We start from the raw sequence: 20,102 nt of genomic DNA on the forward strand, positions 1-20,102 counted from the left end.
ACCGCACCGGGGGTCCGCTTTGCCGTCCGGTGGAACCTTCCGCGGGCACGGACCCGTTGGCCAGGAAGTGCGATATTCGGGAATGCCGACGCACTCACGAGGGTTGAGTCGAGTAGGCTCAAGTCGTTTGACAAAGCCGACAGGCATCCGTAACTTGAGTCCACCAGACTCAACTTTGACTACAAGGACGTACTCATGGCACGTGCGGTAGGTATCGACCTTGGGACGACCAACTCCGTCGTCTCGATCCTCGAGGGCGGTGAGCCCACCGTCATCGCCAACGCGCAGGGCTCGCGGACCACGCCGTCCGTGGTCGCCTTCGCGAAGAACGGCGAGGTCCTGGTCGGCGAGGTCGCCAAGCGGCAGGCCGTGACCAATGTGGACCGGACGATCCGCTCGGTCAAGCGGGAGATGGGCACCAACTGGTCCCAGGAGATCGACGGGAAGAAGTTCTCGCCGCAGCAGATCAGCGCCTTCGTGCTGCAGAAGCTGAAGCAGGACGCGGAGGCGTACCTGGGCGAGAAGATCACCGACGCGGTGGTCACCGTCCCGGCCTACTTCAACGACGCCCAGCGCCAGGCCACCAAGGAGGCCGGCACGGTGGCGGGCCTCAACGTGCTCCGCATCATCAACGAGCCGACCGCGGCGGCCCTCGCCTACGGGCTCGACAAGGAGCAGGACCAGACCATCCTCGTCTTCGACCTCGGCGGCGGCACGTTCGACGTGTCCCTGCTCGACGTCGGCCAGGAGGACGGCCACGGCTTCGTCGAGGTCAAGGCCACCTCCGGTGACAACCACCTGGGCGGCGACGACTGGGACCAGCGCGTCGTCGACGAGCTCGTCAAGCGCTTCCAGAACGCGCACGGCGTCGACCTGGCCAAGGACAAGATGGCACTCCAGCGCCTGCGTGAGGCCGCGGAGAAGGCCAAGATCGAGCTGTCCAGCCAGTCCGAGACCAACATCAACCTGCCCTACATCACGGCCTCGTCCGAGGGCCCGCTGCACCTCGACGAGAAGCTGACCCGCTCCGAGTTCCAGCGGCTGACGGCCGACCTGCTCGAGCGCACCAAGGGCCCGTTCCACCAGGTCATCAAGGACGCCGGCATCAAGGTCTCCGACATCGCCCACGTGGTGATGGTCGGCGGCTCGACCCGCATGCCCGCGGTGACCGAGCTGGTCAAGGAGCTGACCGGCGGCAAGGAGCCCAACAAGGGCGTCAACCCGGACGAGGTCGTCGCCATCGGCGCCGCCCTGCAGGCCGGCGTGCTCAAGGGCGAGGTCAAGGACGTCCTGCTGCTCGACGTGACCCCGCTGTCGCTGGGCATCGAGACCAAGGGCGGCATCTTCACCAAGATCATCGAGCGCAACACGACGATCCCGACCAAGCGCTCCGAGGTCTTCACCACGGCCGAGGACAACCAGCCGTCGGTGCAGATCCAGGTCTTCCAGGGCGAGCGCGAGATCGCCTCGTACAACAAGAAGCTGGCCACCTTCGAGCTGACCGGCATCGCGCCGGCGCCGCGCGGCATCCCGCAGATCGAGGTCACCTTCGACATCGACGCCAACGGCATCGTCAACGTCTCCGCCAAGGACCTGGGCACGGGCAAGGAGCAGACGATGACGATCACCGGCGGCTCCGCGCTGGCGAAGGACGACATCGAGCGCATGATGCGCGAGGCGGAGTCGTACGCCGAGGATGACAAGAAGCGCCGCGAGGAGGCCGAGGTCCGCAACAACGCCGACGGGCTCGCCTACCAGACGGAGAAGTTCCTCCGCGAGAACGACGACAAGGTCCCCGGCGACATCAAGACCGAGGTCAACGACGCCCTGTCCGAGCTGAAGAAGGCTCTGGAGGGCACCGACACCGACGTCATCCGCAACTCGGCGGAGAAGCTCGCCACGGTCAGCCAGAAGATGGGTTCGGCGATCTACGCCCAGAGCCAGGGCCAGCAGGCCGGCGGCGAGGGCGCCCCGCAGGACGCCGCGTCCGGTGACGGCCAGAAGGCCGACGAGGATGTGGTCGAGGCCGAGATCGTCGACGACGAGCCGAAGAAGGACAAGTGATGCCGCCGCGTGAAAACGGGCATGAGGAGCCGGTGATCCGCGACAAGCGCAAGATCGACCCGGAGACGGGGCAGGTCAGGGAGACGGCCGCCGACCAGGCGGCCGAGCAGCCGCCTGCCGAGGCGCCGGTGCTGGGCTCCCCCGACGGCGAGCTGGCGGCCCAGCTCGCCGAGCGGACCGCCGATCTGCAGCGACTTCAGGCCGAATACGTGAACTACCGCAGGCGGGTCGAGCGCGACCGGGCCGCGGTCAGGGAGCAGGCGGTCGCGGGCGCGCTGATGGAGCTCCTGCCCGTCCTCGACGACATCGGCAGGGCTCGCGACCACGGCGAGCTCACCGGAGGCTTCGCGAAGGTGGCGGAGTCACTGGAGTCGGCCGTCACCAAGCTCGGCCTCAGCCCCTTCGGGCAGAAGGGCGAGCCGTTCGACCCGACCGTCCACGAGGCGCTGATGCACAGCTACTCGCCGGACGTCACCGAGCCGACCGCGATCGAGGTGTTGCAGCCTGGATACCGGATGGGCGACAGGGTGCTCCGCCCGGCGCGGGTGGCGGTGGCCGAGCCCGAGGCCGCTCCTGCCGTGTCCCCTGACGCGGCAGATACTGAAGAAGAAAACTGACGAGGACGAAGGGCCGTAGATGAGCACCAAGGACTACTTGGAGAAGGACTACTACGCCGTCCTTGGTGTGCCCAAGACCGCCACCGCCGATGAGATCAAAAAGGCCTACCGCAAGCTGGCCAGGCAATACCACCCCGACAGCAACCAGGGCGACGCGACCAAAGAGGCCAAGTTCAAAGAGGTCTCCGAGGCCTACGACGTCCTGTCCGACAGCAAGCGCCGCAAGGAGTACGACGAGGCGCGCACGCTGTTCGGGTCCGGGGTGGGCGGCCAGCGGCCCGGCGGCGGTGGCGGATTCCCGTTCGACTTCGGTGACCTGTTCGGCGGGACCGGCCAGCCGGGCCAGAGCGGCGCAGGCGAGCGGCTCGGCGACCTGTTCGGCGGGCTGTTCAACCGCGGCGGCGCCACCCGCACCACCACCACGGCGCGGCCGCGGCGCGGCCAGGACGTCGAGTCCGAGGTCACGCTGACGTTCACCGAGGCGGTCGAGGGCACCACGGTGTCGCTCAGGCTGACCAGCTCGGCCGCCTGCGCCGCGTGCACCGGCACCGGGGCCAAGGCGGGCACGACCCCCAGGGTCTGCCCCACCTGCGAGGGCACCGGCGCGGCCAGCCGCAACCTGGGCAACTTCGCCTTCTCCGAGCCCTGCCGCGACTGCAAGGGCCGTGGGCTGATCGTGGACGACCCCTGCCCCGTGTGCGAGGGCAGCGGCCGGGCCAAGAGCACCCGCACCATCCAGGCCCGCATCCCCGCCGGCGTGGCCGACGGGCAGCGGGTCAAGCTCAAGGGCAAGGGAGCGCCGGGCGAGAACGGCGGCCCGGCCGGCGATCTCTACATCCAGACCCATGTCAAGACGCACCCCGTGTTCGGCAGGGCGGGCGACAACCTGACGATCACCGTACCCGTGACGTTCACGGAAGCCGCGCTGGGCGCCGAGATCAAGGTGCCGATCCTCAAGGGCTTGCCGGTCACGCTGCGCATCCCCGCGGGCACCCCCAACGGGCGCACGTTCCGGGTGCGCGGCAGGGGCGTCGCCCGTAAAGACGGCACCAAGGGCGACCTGCTCGCCACCGTCGAGGTGGTCGTGCCGAAGACGCTCGACGACAAGTCGCGCGAGCTCCTCACCGAGTTCAACACCGCGACCGTGGGAGAGGACCCGCGCGCTGATCTCATTCAGCGAGCCAGAAGCGAGTAGCCGATGGACGCCAACTACTTCGATCTGTCAGACGACACACCCGTCTATGTGATCTCGGTGGCCGCGCAGTTGTCCGGGCTCCACCCGCAGACGCTGCGGCAGTACGACCGGCTGGGGCTGGTCAGCCCTGGGCGCACGGCGGGGCGCGGCCGCCTCTACTCCACGAGAGACATCATCCAGCTCCGCGAGGTGCAGCGGCTCTCCCAGGAGGAGGGCATCAACCTCGCGGGCATCAAGCGGATTCTCGAGCTCGAGAACGAAGCTCTGCGGCTGCGTGAGGAGGTTCACCGCCTGCGTGCCGAGATGCGGATGGTCAGAGCGCTGATCCGTTACGAGCTGCCACCGGGGGCGTAGGAAGACATGGAATACAAGCTCACCCAGAAGAGCCAGGAAGCGCTCTCGGGTGCCATGCGGCGTGCCGCCGCGGAGGGCAACCCGGAGATCTCCCCGGCTCACCTGCTGACCACGTTGCTCTCGCAGACGGGCGGCACCGCCGTGCCGCTGCTCGAGGCTGTCGGCGCCGACTGGCGCACGCTGCGGGCGCGGGCTGAGGAGCTGCTCGCGGCGCTGCCGAAGGCGCAGGGCTCGACGGTGGGGGCCCCGTCCAGCTCGCGCCAACTGCTCACCGTGATGAACACCGCCGCCCAGCACGCCAACCGGCTGGAGGACCTCTACGTCTCCACCGAGCACCTGCTGGTCGGCCTGGCCGCCGACGGCGGCCAGGCGGCCGCGCTGCTCAAGTCGCAGGGCGCGACGCCGCAGGCGCTGCTCGACGCCTTCGAAAAGGTACGCGGCCACGCCCGCGTCACCAGCGAGACCCCCGAGGACACCTACCAGGCGCTGGAGAAATATGGCGTCGACCTGACCGAGCGCGCCCGCGGCGGCAAGCTCGACCCGGTCATCGGCCGCGACACCGAGATCCGCCGGGTGGTCCAGGTGCTCAGCCGCCGCACCAAGAACAACCCCGTGCTGATCGGCGAGCCCGGCGTCGGCAAGACCGCCGTCGTCGAGGGCCTGGCCCAGCGCATCGTGGCCGGCGACGTGCCCGAGTCGCTGCGCAACAAGCGGCTGATCGCCCTCGACCTGAGCGCGATGGTGGCCGGCGCGAAATACCGCGGCGAGTTCGAGGAGCGGCTCAAGGCCGTGCTCTCCGAGATCAAGGAGAGCAACGGGCAGATCGTGACGTTCATCGACGAGCTGCACACCGTCGTCGGCGCGGGGGCCGCCGAGGGTGCGATGGACGCCGGCAACATGCTCAAGCCGATGCTGGCCCGCGGCGAGCTGCGCATGATCGGCGCGACCACGCTCGACGAATACCGCGAGCGGATCGAGAAGGACGCGGCGCTGGAGCGTCGCTTCCAGCAGGTCTACGTGGGCGAGCCCACGGTCGAGGACACGATCGCGATCCTGCGCGGGTTGAAGGGCCGCTACGAGGCCCACCACCAGGTGCAGATCGCCGACAGCGCGCTGGTGGCCTCCGCCGCGCTCTCCGACCGCTACATCACCAGCCGGTTCCTCCCCGACAAGGCCATCGACCTGGTCGACGAGGCCGCCTCGCGGCTGCGCATGGAGATCGACTCCCGTCCCGTGGAGATCGACCAGCTCCAGCGCAACGTCGACCGGATGAAGATGGAGGAGCTGGCCCTGTCGAAGGAGACCGACGAGGCCTCCGTCCAGCGGCTCGAACGGCTCCGCCAGGAGCTGGCCGACCGCCAGGAGGAGCTCAACGCCCTCGTCGGCCGCTGGGAGCACGAGAAGGCCGGGCTCAACAAGGTCGGTGAGCTCAAGAAGCAGCTCGACGAGGCCCGCAGCGCCGCCGAGCGGGCGCAGCGCGACGGCGACTTCGAGGCCGCCTCCCGGCTGATGTACGCCGAGGTGCCGCGGCTCGAGCAGGCGCTGAAGGCCGCCTCGGACGCCGCGCCGCCGGAGAACGCCATGGTCAAGGAGGAGGTCGGCGCCGACGACATCGCCGAGGTGATCTCGTCGTGGACCGGCATCCCCGCGGGGCGCCTCCTGGAGGCGGAGACGGCCAAGCTGCTGCGCATGGAGGAGGAGCTGGGCAAGCGGCTCATCGGCCAGCAGCGGGCCGTACAGGCCGTCTCGGACGCCGTACGCCGCAGCCGGGCCGGCATCGCCGACCCCGACCGGCCGACGGGCTCGTTCTTCTTCCTGGGCCCAACGGGCGTGGGCAAGACGGAGCTGGCCAAGGCGCTGGCGGAATTCCTGTTCGACGACGAGCGGGCCATCACCCGCATCGACATGAGCGAATACTCCGAGAAGCACAGCGTGGCCAGGCTCGTCGGCGCGCCTCCCGGCTACGTCGGCTATGAGGAGGGCGGCCAGCTCACCGAGGCCGTCAGGCGGCGCCCGTACACCGTGGTGCTGCTGGACGAGGTGGAGAAGGCCCACCCCGAGGTCTTCGACATCCTCCTCCAGGTGCTCGACGACGGGCGGCTGACCGACGGCCAGGGCCGCACGGTCGACTTCCGCAACACGATCCTGATCCTCACCTCCAACATCGGCTCGCAGTTCCTCGTCGATCCCAAGCTGGAGAACGGCGCCAAGCGCGAGGCCGTCATGGGGGCGGTGCGCAGCTCCTTCAAGCCGGAGTTCCTCAACCGTCTCGACGACGTGATCCTGTTCGACGCGCTGGGCTCGGAGGAGCTGGCACAGATCGTCGATCTGCAGGTCGAGCGGCTGGCGCAGCGCCTGTCCGACCGCAGGCTGACGCTGGAGGTCACGCCGGCGGCCCGGGAGTGGCTGGCCCTGACGGGCTACGACCCGCTGTACGGCGCCCGTCCGCTGCGCCGCCTCGTCCAGTCCGCCATCGGCGACAAGCTGGCCAGAGCGGTGCTGTCGAGCGAGATCGTGGACGGCGACAAGGTCATGGTCGAGCTCGGCGACGACGAGCTGCTCGTCCAGCGCGCCTGACCCGGCTTCGAAGCCCGGGGATCGATCATGGTCCCCGGGCTTCGGCGTGTCATGGCACGGTCATCCCGGCGCGCGGTCGGTAAGGTTTCGCCCTCTCTCTGTCACTTGAGGCACACCCGTCCCATCAGCGGGCATGCCCGTGTCCGTCCGGGCGCGAGCACACCACGAGGGCGCGCACGCACCGGCTCCCGGACGTGCCCCGGAGGGCCGTGCCGGGAGCGGTGGTCAGCGGGCGAGCGCGTCCAGTTCGTCCTCGGGCAGCCCGAGATCGACCCGGATGCGGTAGCGCGTACGCAGCGCCGCCACATGGTCGGGATCGCTCTCGTCGGAGCCCAGCGCGGCCTGGGTGGCCCACTCGAGCCCTCCTTGGAGGTCTCCGTAGGCGACCAGCGTCTCGGCGATCGTGTGCGCGGTCGCCGTGGAGACGCCGCCTTCAGCCCGTATCGTCTCGATGACCTCCCTTGCCTCATCGGCCCTGTCGAGTTCGAAGAGCGTGTCGGCGATGCCGGCACGCGGGTCGAACCCCGCCTCGCCACCGTCCTCGACCGCGCGCTGGAAACACTCCATCGCGCGCGCGGGCTGGCCCGCCGCTCGCCACTCCTCGGCGGCGAGGACCAGGATGGATGCCCTGGAGACGTCGCCGGACGAGTAGCGGAGCGCGACGTCGTACAGCCGACTGGCCAGGGAACTGTGGTCGTCGGCCAGCAGAGCCTGCTCAAGCAGACGATCAAGGTGCTCACGGGTCACATGCGCCACACCGCGAGACTACCGAGCTACCGGGGCCTTTGCCCGGTCAATGCACATGGCCGGTCACCCCCAAATTCCGTAACGTCTCGTCCAATCATGCTGACTGTGCGCGTGTATATGCAGGTCATGGGGCATATAGCAGTCACTTTGCGTCCCGCGAGCGGAAGGGGCTGTGATGGGCATGTCCAAGCAGATGACCTTCGCGCTGGCCTGTGTGGTCGTCTTGTCGGCCCTCATTCCCGGTGTGGCGGGCTATCTGTCGGCCCGCCTGGAGGCCATCGAAGCCGCAGAACGCAACCTGCGCGCCCTGGAGGCGCGGCTGGATCTCCGCGAGGCGCGGGACGCGCGGCCGGTGTCGTTCCCCGCCCCGTGTCTGCATACGCCTCCGCCTCCCACGCCGCGCCTCCAGGAGATGCCCGCTGCCGCGCTCGGCCACGACGAGCGCTGGCCCCATGAGGTGCCGGCCTGGCTGCCCGGACTCCTGAAGGAGATCGAGGACGCCGTAGAGGACTGAGCGCCCTATCGCGCGTTCCTCGTGAGCCGGGCTTCGAGGCCGTGGTCCCGCGGCAAGTGAGCGAGCCCTACGTGTGCGGTGACCAGGACCTGAGCTGCCGGGACAGGAAGCCGCGGATCAGCTGCTTGGCGGCGTCGATGATCTCGGGGGCGCCGTCGAGGTCGCGCCGGAAGGCCAGCTTCAGGACGGCGTCCCCGGCCTCGACCGCCACCAGCACGGCCAGGTCCAGCTCCGGGCTGTCCGCCAGCCCGAACTCCTTCAGGAACAGCCCGCGCACCCGCCCCGCGATTACCGTGTTGTTGTCGGAGTCGGAGTCGAGCAGGTTGAGGTCCACCGCGTCGCCGAAGTGGAGGCTCTTGAAGCCGGCGACGGTCCGGTGCATGTCGACGTACTCGTCGATGATCGCATCGACCGCCTCCCACCAGCCGAGGTGGTCCTCCTCGAGGAACCTGCGGTCCACCCTGCGGACGAACTCCTCGACGTTGCGCCGGGTGAGCTCCTGCGTGATGGCCCGCTTGTCGGGAAAGAACTGATAGACCGACCCGATCGCCACGCCCGCCCGCTCGGCTATGCGGGTGGTGGACAGGGCCTCGTATCCGGTCTCGTCGAGCAGCTCGGCACAGGCGTCGAGCATGCGCTCGACCCGCCGGGCGCTGCGGCGCTGTGCGGGCTGCCGCCTGAGAGCTTTGGGCTGGGCGCAATCATCATCTATTTGCGGCGAAGACACGTATTCATCTTCTCCTGTACGGGCGATCGTTACTTGCAAATTTGCGGATTTCTCGTGGCTCAACCCCGCCGCGCCAGCCCCCGCATCGCCCGCGGCGAAATCCTGGACAGGGCATATCCCATTTTGCCTTCCAGGTTGATCGGAACGACCGCCTGATTCCGGTGCACCGCCCGCAGAATGTGCGCGGCCACCCGCTCGGGCGGGTACCGGCGCCACGCCAGCCCCCGTACGGCCTCCTCCCGCCGGTCCTGCCCCACGTACGTGGCGTGCCGGGCGATGGGGGTGGACACGAACCCCGGGCAGACGGCGCTGACGCCGATCCCGTGCTCCGCCAGTTCGGCCCCGAGGCAGTCGCTGAGCATCTTCACGGCCGCCTTCGAGACCGAGTACGCCGGCAGCAGCCGCGACGGCGCGAACGCGGCCAGGGAGGCGACGTTGACGATGTGGCCGCCCTCGCCGCGCTCGGCCATGGCTGCCCCGAACAGCCTGCAGCCGTGAATCACGCCCCACAGATTGACGTCGATCGTCCTGCGCCAGTCGTCAACCGTATGATCGAAAAAGGGCCCGGCAACGACGATCCCAGCATTGTTGACCACAATGTCGGGCACCCCATATTGAGAGATGATATTTCGCGAAAAATCCTCCATCTGATCGATATTCGCGACATCTACCTCTACGGCCCACGCCGTACCCCCGAGCTCCCCGGCGATGCCGTCGGCGGCCCGCGCCGCGGCCTCGGCGTCGATGTCCGCGCAGACCACCTCGCCCCCGTGCGCGGCGAACGCCCGCGCCGTGGCCAGCCCGATGCCCGACCCCGCGCCGGTGACCACCACCAGCCGATCCCCGAACGCCCCACGCCGCACCCCCGCCTGCGACCGCCGCAGCTCCTTCGACGGCGCGGCGCCGTCGACGTGCGCCGCGAATTCGGCGATCATCCCGGCGACGAGATCGGGATGGCTGCGGTGCGCCCAGTGCCCGGCCATGATCTTTCGATGCCAGAGCCTGGGCGCCCAGCGCCCGATCGAGGCCAGCAGCGCCGGCGTCACGAAGGTGTCGCGGGCGGCCTCGACGAGTTGCACGGGCACGCCGGGCACGCGGGGGTCCTCGCCGGCAGCGCTCCGGGTGCGCGCCCGGAGCGAGGCGCCGCGCATGTTCCGCCGGTAGAGCCACAGCCCGTTGCGCCCGTCCCTGAGCAGGGTCTCGGCGGGATGTCCGGCCCGCGGCACCGCGCCCTCGGCCCGCAGCCGGCGGTCGAGCAGCAGGGGCACGAGCGAGCGCCACGCCAGCTCGGGGACCACGGGCGCCAGGAATGCGCCGATGTACCACGATCTCGCCAGCTGCGCGGCGACGTCGCGTCGCCTGCCGTGCCGCACGAAGTGGGCCGTTTGCCGCAGCCCCGGCCCGCCGACGCTGGTGAACGAGGCCACCCGCTCCCGGACCCCGGGCCGCCCGGCCGCCTCCCACCCCTGCAGCGACCCCCAGTCGTGCCCGACGAGGTGAACCTTCGGCTTCCCCACGGAGTCGAGCACGGCACACAGGTCATCCATCAGCCGGTCGAGCCCGTAGTCACGCCGGTCCCGCGGCGCGGTGGACGCCCCGGTCCCGCGCACGTCGTACCGCACCACGTGGAAGCGGTCGCGCAATCGCGCGACCACCTCGTCCCAGACGCGGTGCGTGTCCGGATAGCCGTGCAGGAGCAGCACAGTCGGGTCGGCCGGGTCGCCGTCCTCGAAGAGCGCCAGCCGCACGTCACCGGACTCGACCCACCGCATCGCGACCTCCTATTAGACGTGACGTCCAAAACTAGCCTACGGCCGTGCGGTCAGCCCAGTGCAGGAACGCAGCGCCTTCCAGTCCGCCACCGCCTGGGTCCGGGCTGAGCCCGTCATCTGGACCGGGACGCCGCCCTGGATGGTGGCCGGGGTCCACTGGTCCTTCAGCACCTTGCGCCCGTTGATGGTCAACGTCAGCACGCCGGTCCTGCCGGTGGTCGCCGGGTTGGAGTTGTAGAAGATGAAGTTGCCCATGCCGTAGCTGACGTAGGCGTTGTTGAGATATCCGGATCCGAGCAGGATGTGCGCGTGCCCGCCGACGACCACGTCGGCGCCCGCCTTGACCAGCTTGGGGGCGAGCGAGAGCTGAGCCTGGTTCGGGCACTTCTGCATCTCGGTGCCCCAGTGCAGGTGGACGATCACGGTGTCGGAGTTCTTGCGCGCCTGCCGTACCGCTCTCAGCAGGCTCGCCTCGTCCTTGGCCGAGGCCAGCCCGCCCTTGTCCGCCGTGGCCGTCCACGACTGGATGAACTCCGCGTCGAGCACCTGCGTGGCCCCGATGATCGCCACCCGGTTCCCGTTCACGGTCTTCCTGAAGGGCTTGTACGCCTCCGCCGCGTCCTTCCCGATCCCCACCACGGGGTACTTGCTGCGTTTGATCGCCGCCAGCGAGTCCGCGAGCCCGCTCTCCATGTAGTCCATGCCGTGGTTGTTCGCCATGGACACGACGTCCACCCCGGCGGCCTTGAGCGCGGTGAACGCGGTAGCGGGCGCCCGGAACGTGAACTGCTTGCCGGGCGCCGGCGTCCCCCCGGTGGTGATGGCCGTCTCCAGGTTCACCATGGACAAGTCGGCCTTGCGCAGCACGTTCGCGATCGGCCCGAGCGCCGTGCGCGGGTTCGCCAGCCTGGGCCGCAGGATCCCCTCGAAGTGCACGTCCCCGCCGAAGGAGATCGTGTACGGCCGCCGCTCCCGCGTCGGCTTCTCCGTCGGCGAGGCGGCCGCCTCCTGGCCCACCTGCTTGCTCTGCGGCTCCTGTTCAGGCGCCGAAGAGCAGGCGGCCAGCGAGGCGAGGACGGCTAACACCGGGACAGCACGGGGGAATCTCATCTGCCGCCATTTCCACTCGAATCCTGTCTTTCAGGGATCGAGCATGCCATGCACGGCAAATTACTGGTCAAACTGATTAGCGCGGCAGCGACCCATCGCGGGAGCAACTCATCAACTTGCTCATAGCGGACCTGGTCTCATCGTCCATCGGCGTGTAGACGATCACCCGGATCTCGGGGACGGCCGTGAGACTGGTCGTGCTGAAGCGCAGCTCTCCCAGCTCCACGTGCTTGAACGTCTTCACCCTGGGCCCCGGATCGGCCACGTCCTGCCTGGCCCACAACCGGGCGAACTCGGCGCTCTCCGCACAGAGCCGGCGGACGAAGTCCTGCCAGCACGGGTCGTCGGCGTGCCGGCTGTAGGCGCCCCTGAAGACGGCGACCGCCCGCCCCAGCTCCTGGTCGCGGTTGAGCAGCACGGTGCTGGGAGCGGGATTGAGGCAGGTCTGCCAGAGCGAGTTCCGCTCCGCCTCGGGCGCGTTGACCAGCTCGGGGAACAGGGCGGCGTAGGCGTCGTTCCAGGCCAGGGCGTCGCAGCGGCCGTTGGAGACGCAGGCCGGCATGTCGCCGAGCCGGTCCAGGATCCCCCGAAGCTCGGGCGTCACCTGGCCGGAGTCCACCGGGGCGGGGACCTCCGCCTGCCCCGCCAGCCGGTAGAGGTGCTGGCGCTCGGCGCTGTCGAGCCGCAACGTGCGCGCGATCGCGTCGAGCACCTGCGTGCTGGCGTTGATCGGCCGCCCCTGCTCCAGCCACGTGTACCAGGTCACGCCGACCCCGGCCAGCTGCGCGACCTCCTCGCGCCGCAACCCAGGGGTGCGCCTGCGCGGCCCCGGCGCGAGGTCGACCATCTCGGGGGTGATCCGCTCGCGACGCGTACGCAGGAATGCCGACAGATCTGAACGCTTCACCTCTGCCACGGTCATCTCTCCACTAGGGGGCACCCGGCAACGCTTATCCAGTTACCGTCAATACCAGTATAAATGGGCTCTCGTTACTGGTACTGGCCGCACGGCAAACTTGCAATTATGCCGCAAACCTCCTCTTTCACCCCTTCTTTGCGCACAAAGCCACAGGAAGGGCCCAGGGCCAGCGGCCTGCTCCTTGCGATCATCCTCGTGGGGCAGTTCCTGGCCATCCTGAACGTCAACATCGTCAACGTGGCCACCCCGACCATCGAGGCCGATCTGCACTCGTCGGGCGCGGGCCTGCAGATGATCGTCGCCGGATACACCATCGTCTATGCCGTCTTGCTGATCACTGGAGCCAGGGTCGGCGACCTGTTCGGCTACCGGAACGTGTTCCTCGGCGGGCTGGCGGCGTTCACGATCACCACGCTCGCCACAGGCCTTGCACCCACGACGGGCTGGCTGGTCGCCTTCCGCCTGCTCCAAGGCGTCGGCGCGGCGATGATGATGCCGCAGGTCCTGACCCTGATCCAGCGCAATTACCAGGGCGCGGCCCGTGGCCGGGCGATCGGGCTGTGGTCGCTGACGATCAGCGGCGGCATCGTGATCGGCCAGGCGCTCGGTGGGATCCTGCTGGGCTTCGGGGCGGGCTGGCGGATCGTCTTCCTGGTGCTGGTCCCCATCGGCGCGCTGCTGCTGGCGACGGGGCTCAAGGTGCTGCCCGCCGACGAGGGCGGCGGCCGGACCGGGCTCGACCCGTGGGGCCTGGTGAGCCTGTCGGCGGCGGTGCTGCTGTTCGTGGTGCCCCTGGTGCTCGGCCGCGAGCTCGGCTGGCCTCTCTGGGGCTGGATCTCGATGGGGCTGAGCGTGGCGATGTTCGGGGCGTTCGTCCGCATCGAGCGCTGGGTGACGTCCCGCGGCGGCCGTCCCCTGGTGGACGCACGGGTGCTGCGCGCGCCGGGCATGCGGCCCGGGCTTGCGGTCCTGCTCTTCGGCCCCGCCACCTGGGGCGCGTTCCTGTTCACCTCTGCCCTGCACCTGCAGGGCGAGCTGCACCTGTCGCCGCTGGCCTCCGGCATGATGCTGGTGCCGTGCGCGCTGGCCTTCGGCCTGGTCGGGCTCGCCTGGCCGCGCCTGCCCTTCCGGCTGCAGCGTCCCCTGGTGCCGTTCGGCTACGTGGTGGCCGCGCCCGCCTATCTCGGCCTCGGGCTGGCCGCCGGCGGCGGGCTCGCGTACGCGATCATGAGCGCCCTCATCGGCGCCGGCCTCGGCGTGCAGGTCGCGGTGACCAACATGGCGACCGAGCAGGTGGACGGCATGTACGCGGCCGACGCCAGCGGTGCCCTGCTCACCGTCATGCAGCTCGGCCAGGTTATCGGCGTCTCCACGGTGGGAACGCTGTTCATCGCGCTCAGCCAGGGCCCCGCCACTGCGCCCACCATGTCCGCCTCCTTTGGAGCCTCCGTCGCCATGGCCGCCCTGGCCGTGCTCGCCGGCCTGAGCTCGATCTTCCTCGTCCGGCGCCGCCACCCATGACCTGCCTGAACTTGGACAGAACTACACGGCCACCGGATCTGCCGTGCGGCGCGTCCTTTCCAGGACGCGCCGCCACGTCACGTCGGCTACTCGACCAGCCAGCCGATCACGGCGACCAGCGCGGCCACGATGAGCCCCGCGATGATCCCATGCCATACGTATGTGCGGAACCAGCCCCACAGGCGCTTGGGCCAGGACTGCGGCCGGATCTCCTCGGCGATCGCGTCCAGGAGACCCTGCGGCGCCTCCCCATGTGCCGTGACCTCGATGAAGGGGGAAGGGGCGAAAACGGCCCTGATGCAGATGCGGTAGTCCTCGGTGCGCACCTTTAATTTCACGCTGCGCCCCCCGACGTGCATGAAGGCACTGCGGAGAGCGGCGGCCTTAATCTTGGTCCCGTCACGGGCCTCGATCTCTGTTTCTTTCGCGGTCTGCTCAAGAAGCTCCTCCACGTTGTACATCGCGGTGAACAGAGAATCGAGGGACATGATCCACCGACGGTGATACCGGCGCGAATGGTATGCCATCACGTGCTCCTGGTTGATTAACCAGATGTCAATTAGTCGATTATGCGGGCATGGCGATATCCGCCATGGTGGTCGTGAATGCATCCCCTTCGCCGTACGAGCTGCCGGGTGCGCGCAGTTCCCGGGAGCTCGTGCCGCGTCCCGCCCGCTCATCTCGGCGTGGGAGCGGCAGAGAGTCCGGCAGGCGTCCGCCGGGAAATGGACGGGAGCGCCCGCACCTCGATCTCGCCGCTGATCCGCGCTGCTACGCGGTCCGCCCAGGGGCGAGATCGGATGGGCGCTCCCCGCCGGCGAACATCGTGTCGGAGGTTGATCATCCGGGGGGATGCTGTGCCATGATGTGTACGTCTTCTACGCTCGCCCGAAAGGCGAGCCGGAGCTCAGCTGAGGCCCTGCCGGGCCTTGCGGGGAGCGGCCCTGCGATGTTGCGTCCTCAACGTCGCCGGGCCGTTTCTTTCTTCAGACGCTCGTCGCGAGTGTCGCCAGGTCGAATTCACCCTCGCGTACGCCGGAGGTGAACGCGGCCCACTCCGCCGGAGTGAACACCAGAACGGGACCGTCCTGAACCTTGCTGTCACGCAAGGCGACGTTTCCGTCGGAGAGGGGGGCGACCTCGACACAGGCATCTGCGCCATTGCAGAAGGTGCTCTTCCGCCAAGCCGCCTTCGAAGGGTGGTTGTGCATTATCTCCCCAAATAGCTAAAGGGGCTCCATTGCCCCTTGTTGAGGTGGTTCGTCGCTAACGTCGCCACAGCATGGCTTTACGTTGGATGAGCACGCGGGACTCGTCCTCGTCAAGCGCCGCCGCCTTGATGTGATCGAAGGCGGTTTCGTATCCGGCCACGCGTTCGAGGTCTTCGACGAAGTGGGCAGTATACAGCTGTTCCAGGTACACAACATCGTCAAATGCCGCAAACTGCAGGTGAATAAAAGTACCGGTGTTCACCGGATGGATGGCGTCCAGGGTCAGGACGTGCACACCGACATGCGGTAGCAGGGAAATCTCCAGGAGATGCTCCATCTGCTCGCGCATCACCGAGGGCTCTCCGAAGCGGCGCATCAGCGACGCCTCGTCCAGCACGACCGTGAGCCGACAGGGCTCCGGCCGGCGCAGGACGCGCTGCTGCCGATCGAGGCGGGCCTCGACGCGGCTGCGGACACCACTGTGCGTGATGCGCGCGATGCCCCGGGAGGCCAGGATGACCTCCCGCGCGTAGTCCTCGGTTTGCAGGAGGCCGGGCACGATGTGTGGTTCCCAGGATCGCTGAGAGACCGCCTCCGCCTCCAACCCGAGGAATCTTGTGTACTCCTCAGGCAGAGCGTCCTCGTAATCTTCCCACCACCCCCGCTGCTCCGCATCCCGCAACAGGCCGATCAGTTCGTCAAGTTTGTCTCCATCTACGCGATAGAGCTTCACCATGGACTTGATGTCGTCTGTGCTGGGCATGGTCCTGGCGGCCTCGATGCGGCTGACCTTGCTCGCGGACCAGCCGAGCTCCCTGGCCGCCTTGGCGCCCGTGAGCTTTTGCCGCTCGCGCAGCAAGCGCAACTCCTGGCCGAGCCGGAGCCTGCGTACCGTGGGACTGCCCTGCTGCGCTGGCACCGTCCGCTCTCCTTGTCGGGAAGGAAGCTGTGGCGGGAAAGGAGGGTTTGGAGCACGGCTTTCAGGGCCGTTCGCTCAATCTTACACTGCAAGTTGCACGGGTAGTGCCGTCTGGCCTTGCCAGAAGGCTTTCATGGAGAGAGCGTGGGAGCAAGACAGGCTCCGTGAAGCTCCCCGGGCTGGTACAGGTTTTCCACCGTTGCCGCCGGTCCAGGAGATTCCGACACTTCTCGTGCAAGTTGCAGGGCAAGCTATGAGGCAAGGTGCGAAGAAAAGCAAATCTTCCTTGCTCAAGGTATTGCAGCACGACGGACCTCGGGGGACCATCGGAATCAGAAGGGTTTCTCGAGTGTGAGGAGGCCGGGCATGACGACATCGCCGCACGCACCGGGCCTTCCCCAGATGATCGCCCGCACCCCCGCGGGCCGTCTCGCCGGCAACGTCGCCGTCCCGGAAACGCATCTCATCCCCAGGGAGGCCGCTTGCCGGAAGGACCTCGAAATCACCTGAAGAGTGCAGCGCTGTGGAATCCAGCGCCTCAATGCTCATCCGAGCACGAAAAAGGCCGGACCGAGGCTGACCACCAGTTCCCCGCATATGGGCTGCCACCCTGCGACGGAACCGGTCATCAGCCGTCGGACCGGCAAAGAAGCCACCTCTAGAAATGCCGCGAAAGGGGTCTTCTATGTACTCACAAGGTACCAAGGGACTCAGCCGAATCAAGTCCCGGATCCGGGAACTCATCGCATGGGCCGATCGCGAAATCTGCATGGAGCCCGACGAATTCGCGCACCGCATCGGCTGGACGGTGACCAGGACGGGCTTCGGTGCCCGTCGCTACCGGGACCCGCGCTTCGACCAGCTCCGCCTGCCTCGCCGCGTACGCGAGGAGGTGACCTGAGATGCCGCGGAACCCGCGCAACCAGATCTACCCCGCCAACGAGGATCTGCCCGCCGCCCGGGGCGGCGGGCCGCTGGCCCGGCTCTGGCGGGCCCGCACCGAACTGCTGATGGGCGCCGCCCTGGCGCTGTTCGCGCTCACCCTGCTCGGCGCGACGCAGGAGGGCCGCTGGATCCCCTTCGTCCTGCTGACCAGCGCGATCTCGGTGCCGGCCGCCACCAGGGCCGGCCGCAACTGGATCGCCGCCCACTTCTGGTGCGTGGCGTCCAGGCACCGCCTGCAGCGGATCTGCCTGGAGACGACGATGCACACCAGGGCCGGGCGGATCCCGCTGGTGCTGTGGATCACACCGACGACGACGGGCGAGAAGGCACTGATCCTGACGAGGGCCGGGATCTGCGCCGAGGAGTTCGAGGCGTACAGCGAGGAGATCGCCGCGGCCTGCTGGGCCAGGAGCGTGAACGTCTACCGGCACTGCACGCGGGCGCAGCTGGTGATCGTGGAGATCGTCAGGCGCGACGAGGTCCCCGGCGCCGCCTCCCCCGGGCTGGACCGGCTCTACGGCCGGCACGCCTGGGTCTCGCTCAGACGCGACCTCGAGGAGCCGCCTGATCTGCGCACACCGGTCGTGCTGCCGCAGATGGGCTGAAGACCTGGGGATAAATGGGGCCTTCCCCAGGGGGTAAGCCCCGGAGACCGCGGGGGCTCCGGGGCTTCCCCATGTGCCCGGCACGAGCCAAGATGAGTTCAGCTGGCGAACTCAGGAGTCGTGATGACGTCGACCGTCCACCGGACTTGTCCCCTCTGCGAGGCCGTCTGCGGCCTGACGCTCACCCTCGACGAGGGCGGGCACGTGACCAGCGTCCGCGGCGACAAGGACGATCCGTTCAGCAAGGGGTTCATCTGCCCCAAGGGGGCCAGCCTCGGCCGGCTCGACGAGGACCCGGACCGGCTGCGCAAGCCGCTGATCCGCGAGGGCGACCTGTGGCGCGAGGTCGGCTGGGACGAGGCGTTCGCCGCGGTGAAGGCCGGGCTCGACCGGGTCGCCGACCGGAAGTCGATCGCGGTCTATCTCGGTAACCCGAACGCGCACAGCATGGCGGGGGCGCTCTACGGCGCGCCCCTGATCAAGGCGCTGGGCACCCGCAACGTCTTCTCGGCCAGCACCGCCGACCAGATGCCCAAGCACGTGGCCAGCGGGCTGATGTTCGGGCATCCACTGGCCATCCCGGTCCCCGACCTGGACCGCACGGACTACCTGCTCATGCTGGGCGCCAACCCTCTGGAGTCCAACGGCTCGCTGTGCACCGCCCCCGACTTCCCTGGCAGGCTGAGGGCCCTGCGCGGGCGCGGCGGCCGGCTGGTCGTGGTCGACCCGCGGCGCACGCGGACCGCGGCGCTGGCCGACGAGCACGTGTTCGTCCGCCCGGGGACCGATGCCTATCTGCTGTTCGGGATCGTCCACACGCTGTTCGCCGAGGATCTCGTCACGCCCTCACACCAGGTCAACGGGCTGGCCGAGGTACGCGAGGCGGCCAAGCACTTCCCGCCCGAGTCGGTGTCCCACCGTACGGGGGTGGCCGCCGAGGTGATCGTGCGGCTGGCCAGGGAGCTGGCGGGAGCGCGTACGGCCGCCGTGTACGCCAGGATCGGCACCTGCACGGCCGAGTTCGGCACGCTGGCCCAGTGGCTGGTGGACGTGCTGAACGTGCTCACCGGCAACCTCGACCGGCCGGGCGGCGCGATGTTCCCCAAGCCGGCCACGGAGTTCGGGGCGCGACGGAGGCCGTACGCGGTGGGGCGGTGGAAGAGCCGGGTCCGGGGCCTGCCCGAGGCGAACGGCGAGCTGCCGGTGGCCACCCTCGCCGACGAGATCGAGACGCCCGGCGAGGGGCAGGTCAAGTTCCTGCTCACGATCGCGGGCAACCCCGTGCTGTCGGCGCCCCACGGGGACCGGCTGGACGCGGCCTTCGAGGGGCTCGACTTCATGGTGAGCGTGGACCCGTACCTGAACGAGACCACCAAGCACGCGAACGTCATCCTGCCGCCGCCGCGGGTGCTGCAGTCAGGGCACTACGACTTCGCGCTGCTCGGGTTCGCGGTGCGCAACTACACGCGCTACTCTCCGCCGCTGCTGCCGCTGGACGGGCAGCCCTCAGAAGCCCAGATCCTGGCCAGGCTGGCCATGATCGCCTCGGGGCTCGAAGGGGATCTGGACGCGTTCGTCATCGACGAGATGCTGCGCAAGGCCGCGGAGACGCCCGGCTCCGGCATCGAGGGGCGCGACATCGCGGAGCTGCACGACGCGCTGGAGGGCGAGACCGGCAGCGAGCGCAGGCTCGACCTCATGCTCAGGCTCGGCCCGTACGGCGAGTGGGCCGGCAAGGGCGACCTGTCGCTGCGCAAGCTGCTCGACCACCCGCACGGCCTGGACCTGGGAGCGCTCGAGCCCAGGCTGGACGAGGTGCTGAAGACCGCCTCGGGGCTGATCGAGCTGGCGCCGCCGCAGCTCATCGAGGACGTGGAGCGGCTGCGGGGCAGGCTCGCCGAGGAGCCGCCGGAGATCGTCCTGATCGGGCGGCGCCACCTGCGCTCCAACAACAGCTGGCTGCACAACGTGGGCCCCCTGGTCGGCGGCAGCAACACCTGCACGCTGCAGATCAACCCGGCCGACGTGGCCCGGCTCGGGCTCGGCGGGGAGGCCGTGGTGCGCTCGGCGAAGGGCCAGCTCACGGTGCCACTGGAGCCCACCGACACGATCATGCCGGGCGTGGTCAGCCTGCCGCACGGCTGGGGGCACGCGGGCAGCCCGCAGAGCGTGGCGGCCGAGCACGCAGGGGTCTCCGCGAACGTGCTCACCGACGAATCCACCATCGACGTTCCAAGTGGTAACGCAGTGTTCAACGGAGTTCCGGTCACGATTTCACCAACTGGGGTGATCACCGCACATTAAG

The 20,102-nt window shown here is 68.9% G+C and carries 18 protein-coding genes and 1 pseudogene; 11 read left to right on the forward strand and 8 right to left on the reverse strand.

Annotation, left to right across the window (positions count from 1 at the left end):
- Nucleotides 1-195: 195 nt before the first annotated feature.
- The 5 genes and pseudogenes from dnaK (at nt 196) to clpB (ending at nt 6,807) form a co-directional block, all read left to right on the forward strand.
- Nucleotides 196-2,064: a molecular chaperone DnaK gene (gene dnaK / locus EJK15_RS29435; protein ID WP_138713724.1), complete on the forward strand. Its 1,869-nt coding sequence runs from the start codon at nt 196-198 to the stop codon at nt 2,062-2,064.
- Nucleotides 2,064-2,681: a nucleotide exchange factor GrpE gene (grpE, locus tag EJK15_RS29440; protein WP_138713725.1), complete on the forward strand. Its 618-nt coding sequence runs from the start codon at nt 2,064-2,066 to the stop codon at nt 2,679-2,681. Before dnaK ends, grpE begins: the two co-directional genes overlap by 1 nt.
- 19 nt (nt 2,682-2,700) lie before the next feature.
- Nucleotides 2,701-3,876, forward strand: a complete 1,176-nt coding sequence (gene dnaJ, locus EJK15_RS29445) for a molecular chaperone DnaJ (RefSeq protein WP_138713726.1) — start codon at nt 2,701-2,703, stop codon at nt 3,874-3,876.
- Nucleotides 3,877-3,879: 3 nt separating this feature from the next.
- A pseudogene (locus EJK15_RS29450) lies at nt 3,880-4,203 on the forward strand (heat shock protein transcriptional repressor HspR); the annotation flags it as partial.
- A gap of 33 nt (nt 4,204-4,236) precedes the next feature.
- The gene (gene clpB / locus EJK15_RS29455) at nt 4,237-6,807 is read left to right on the forward strand and encodes an ATP-dependent chaperone ClpB (protein ID WP_138713727.1); all 2,571 of its coding nucleotides are present in this window, start codon (nt 4,237-4,239) and stop codon (nt 6,805-6,807) included.
- Between the two features lie 225 nt (nt 6,808-7,032).
- On the opposite strand, the gene EJK15_RS29460 is transcribed toward clpB, so the two are convergent.
- The gene (locus EJK15_RS29460; protein WP_240777283.1) at nt 7,033-7,563 is read right to left on the reverse strand and encodes a tetratricopeptide repeat protein; all 531 of its coding nucleotides are present in this window, start codon (nt 7,561-7,563) and stop codon (nt 7,033-7,035) included.
- Nucleotides 7,564-7,735: 172 nt separating this feature from the next.
- Here EJK15_RS29460 and EJK15_RS29465 point away from each other — a divergent pair, with 172 nt between their 5' ends.
- Nucleotides 7,736-8,068 carry a hypothetical protein gene (locus EJK15_RS29465; protein WP_138713728.1) on the forward strand — a complete coding sequence of 111 codons (333 nt, stop codon included), beginning with the start codon at nt 7,736-7,738 and terminating at the stop codon, nt 8,066-8,068.
- Nucleotides 8,069-8,135: 67 nt separating this feature from the next.
- On the opposite strand, the gene EJK15_RS29470 is transcribed toward EJK15_RS29465, so the two are convergent.
- From EJK15_RS29470 to EJK15_RS29485, 4 genes are all read right to left on the reverse strand, one after another.
- Nucleotides 8,136-8,702, reverse strand: coding sequence for a TetR/AcrR family transcriptional regulator (locus tag EJK15_RS29470; RefSeq protein WP_138713729.1), 567 nt, complete (start codon nt 8,700-8,702; stop codon nt 8,136-8,138).
- A 152-nt stretch (nt 8,703-8,854) separates the two neighbouring features.
- Nucleotides 8,855-10,567, reverse strand: coding sequence for an SDR family oxidoreductase (locus tag EJK15_RS29475; RefSeq protein WP_138713730.1), 1,713 nt, complete (start codon nt 10,565-10,567; stop codon nt 8,855-8,857).
- 36 nt (nt 10,568-10,603) lie between these two features.
- Complete coding sequence (locus tag EJK15_RS29480; protein ID WP_138713731.1) at nt 10,604-11,677, reverse strand: CapA family protein; 1,074 nt, start codon at nt 11,675-11,677, stop codon at nt 10,604-10,606.
- Nucleotides 11,678-11,753: 76 nt separating this feature from the next.
- On the reverse strand, nt 11,754-12,584 hold the full coding sequence (locus tag EJK15_RS29485; RefSeq protein WP_240777285.1) for a helix-turn-helix transcriptional regulator: 831 nt from the start codon (nt 12,582-12,584) through the stop codon (nt 11,754-11,756).
- Nucleotides 12,585-12,731: 147 nt separating this feature from the next.
- On the opposite strand from EJK15_RS29485, the gene EJK15_RS29490 reads away from it, so the two are divergent.
- Entirely contained in the window at nt 12,732-14,117 is a 1,386-nt protein-coding gene (locus tag EJK15_RS29490) for an MFS transporter (RefSeq protein ID WP_206061164.1), read from the forward strand.
- 86 nt (nt 14,118-14,203) lie between these two features.
- Here the strand turns inward: EJK15_RS29490 and EJK15_RS29495 are convergent, their stop codons facing one another.
- The 3 genes from EJK15_RS29495 to EJK15_RS29505 all read right to left on the reverse strand — a co-directional run bounded on the left by EJK15_RS29495 (nt 14,204) and on the right by EJK15_RS29505 (nt 16,247).
- Entirely contained in the window at nt 14,204-14,605 is a 402-nt protein-coding gene (locus EJK15_RS29495; RefSeq protein WP_171074601.1) for a hypothetical protein, read from the reverse strand.
- 498 nt (nt 14,606-15,103) lie between these two features.
- A complete protein-coding gene (locus tag EJK15_RS29500) occupies nt 15,104-15,328 on the reverse strand; it encodes a DUF397 domain-containing protein (RefSeq protein WP_138713735.1) in 225 nt (74 codons plus the stop codon).
- A 55-nt stretch (nt 15,329-15,383) separates the two neighbouring features.
- Nucleotides 15,384-16,247, reverse strand: a complete 864-nt coding sequence (locus EJK15_RS29505) for a helix-turn-helix domain-containing protein (protein ID WP_138713736.1) — start codon at nt 16,245-16,247, stop codon at nt 15,384-15,386.
- 366 nt (nt 16,248-16,613) lie between these two features.
- Here EJK15_RS29505 and EJK15_RS70945 point away from each other — a divergent pair, with 366 nt between their 5' ends.
- The 4 genes from EJK15_RS70945 to EJK15_RS29515 all read left to right on the forward strand — a co-directional run bounded on the left by EJK15_RS70945 (nt 16,614) and on the right by EJK15_RS29515 (nt 20,101).
- The gene (locus EJK15_RS70945) at nt 16,614-16,757 is read left to right on the forward strand and encodes a hypothetical protein (protein ID WP_171074602.1); all 144 of its coding nucleotides are present in this window, start codon (nt 16,614-16,616) and stop codon (nt 16,755-16,757) included.
- Nucleotides 16,758-17,016: 259 nt separating this feature from the next.
- Complete coding sequence (locus EJK15_RS76465) at nt 17,017-17,148, forward strand: hypothetical protein (RefSeq protein ID WP_276615440.1); 132 nt, start codon at nt 17,017-17,019, stop codon at nt 17,146-17,148.
- Nucleotide 17,149: 1 nt separating this feature from the next.
- Nucleotides 17,150-17,797: a hypothetical protein gene (locus EJK15_RS29510; protein WP_138713737.1), complete on the forward strand. Its 648-nt coding sequence runs from the start codon at nt 17,150-17,152 to the stop codon at nt 17,795-17,797.
- A 123-nt stretch (nt 17,798-17,920) separates the two neighbouring features.
- Nucleotides 17,921-20,101: a molybdopterin-dependent oxidoreductase gene (locus EJK15_RS29515; protein ID WP_138713738.1), complete on the forward strand. Its 2,181-nt coding sequence runs from the start codon at nt 17,921-17,923 to the stop codon at nt 20,099-20,101.
- The last annotated feature ends 1 nt before the right edge of the window (nt 20,102 follow it).

Source organism: Nonomuraea basaltis, assembly GCF_005893125.1.
Taxonomy (GTDB): domain Bacteria; phylum Actinomycetota; class Actinomycetes; order Streptosporangiales; family Streptosporangiaceae; genus Nonomuraea; species Nonomuraea basaltis.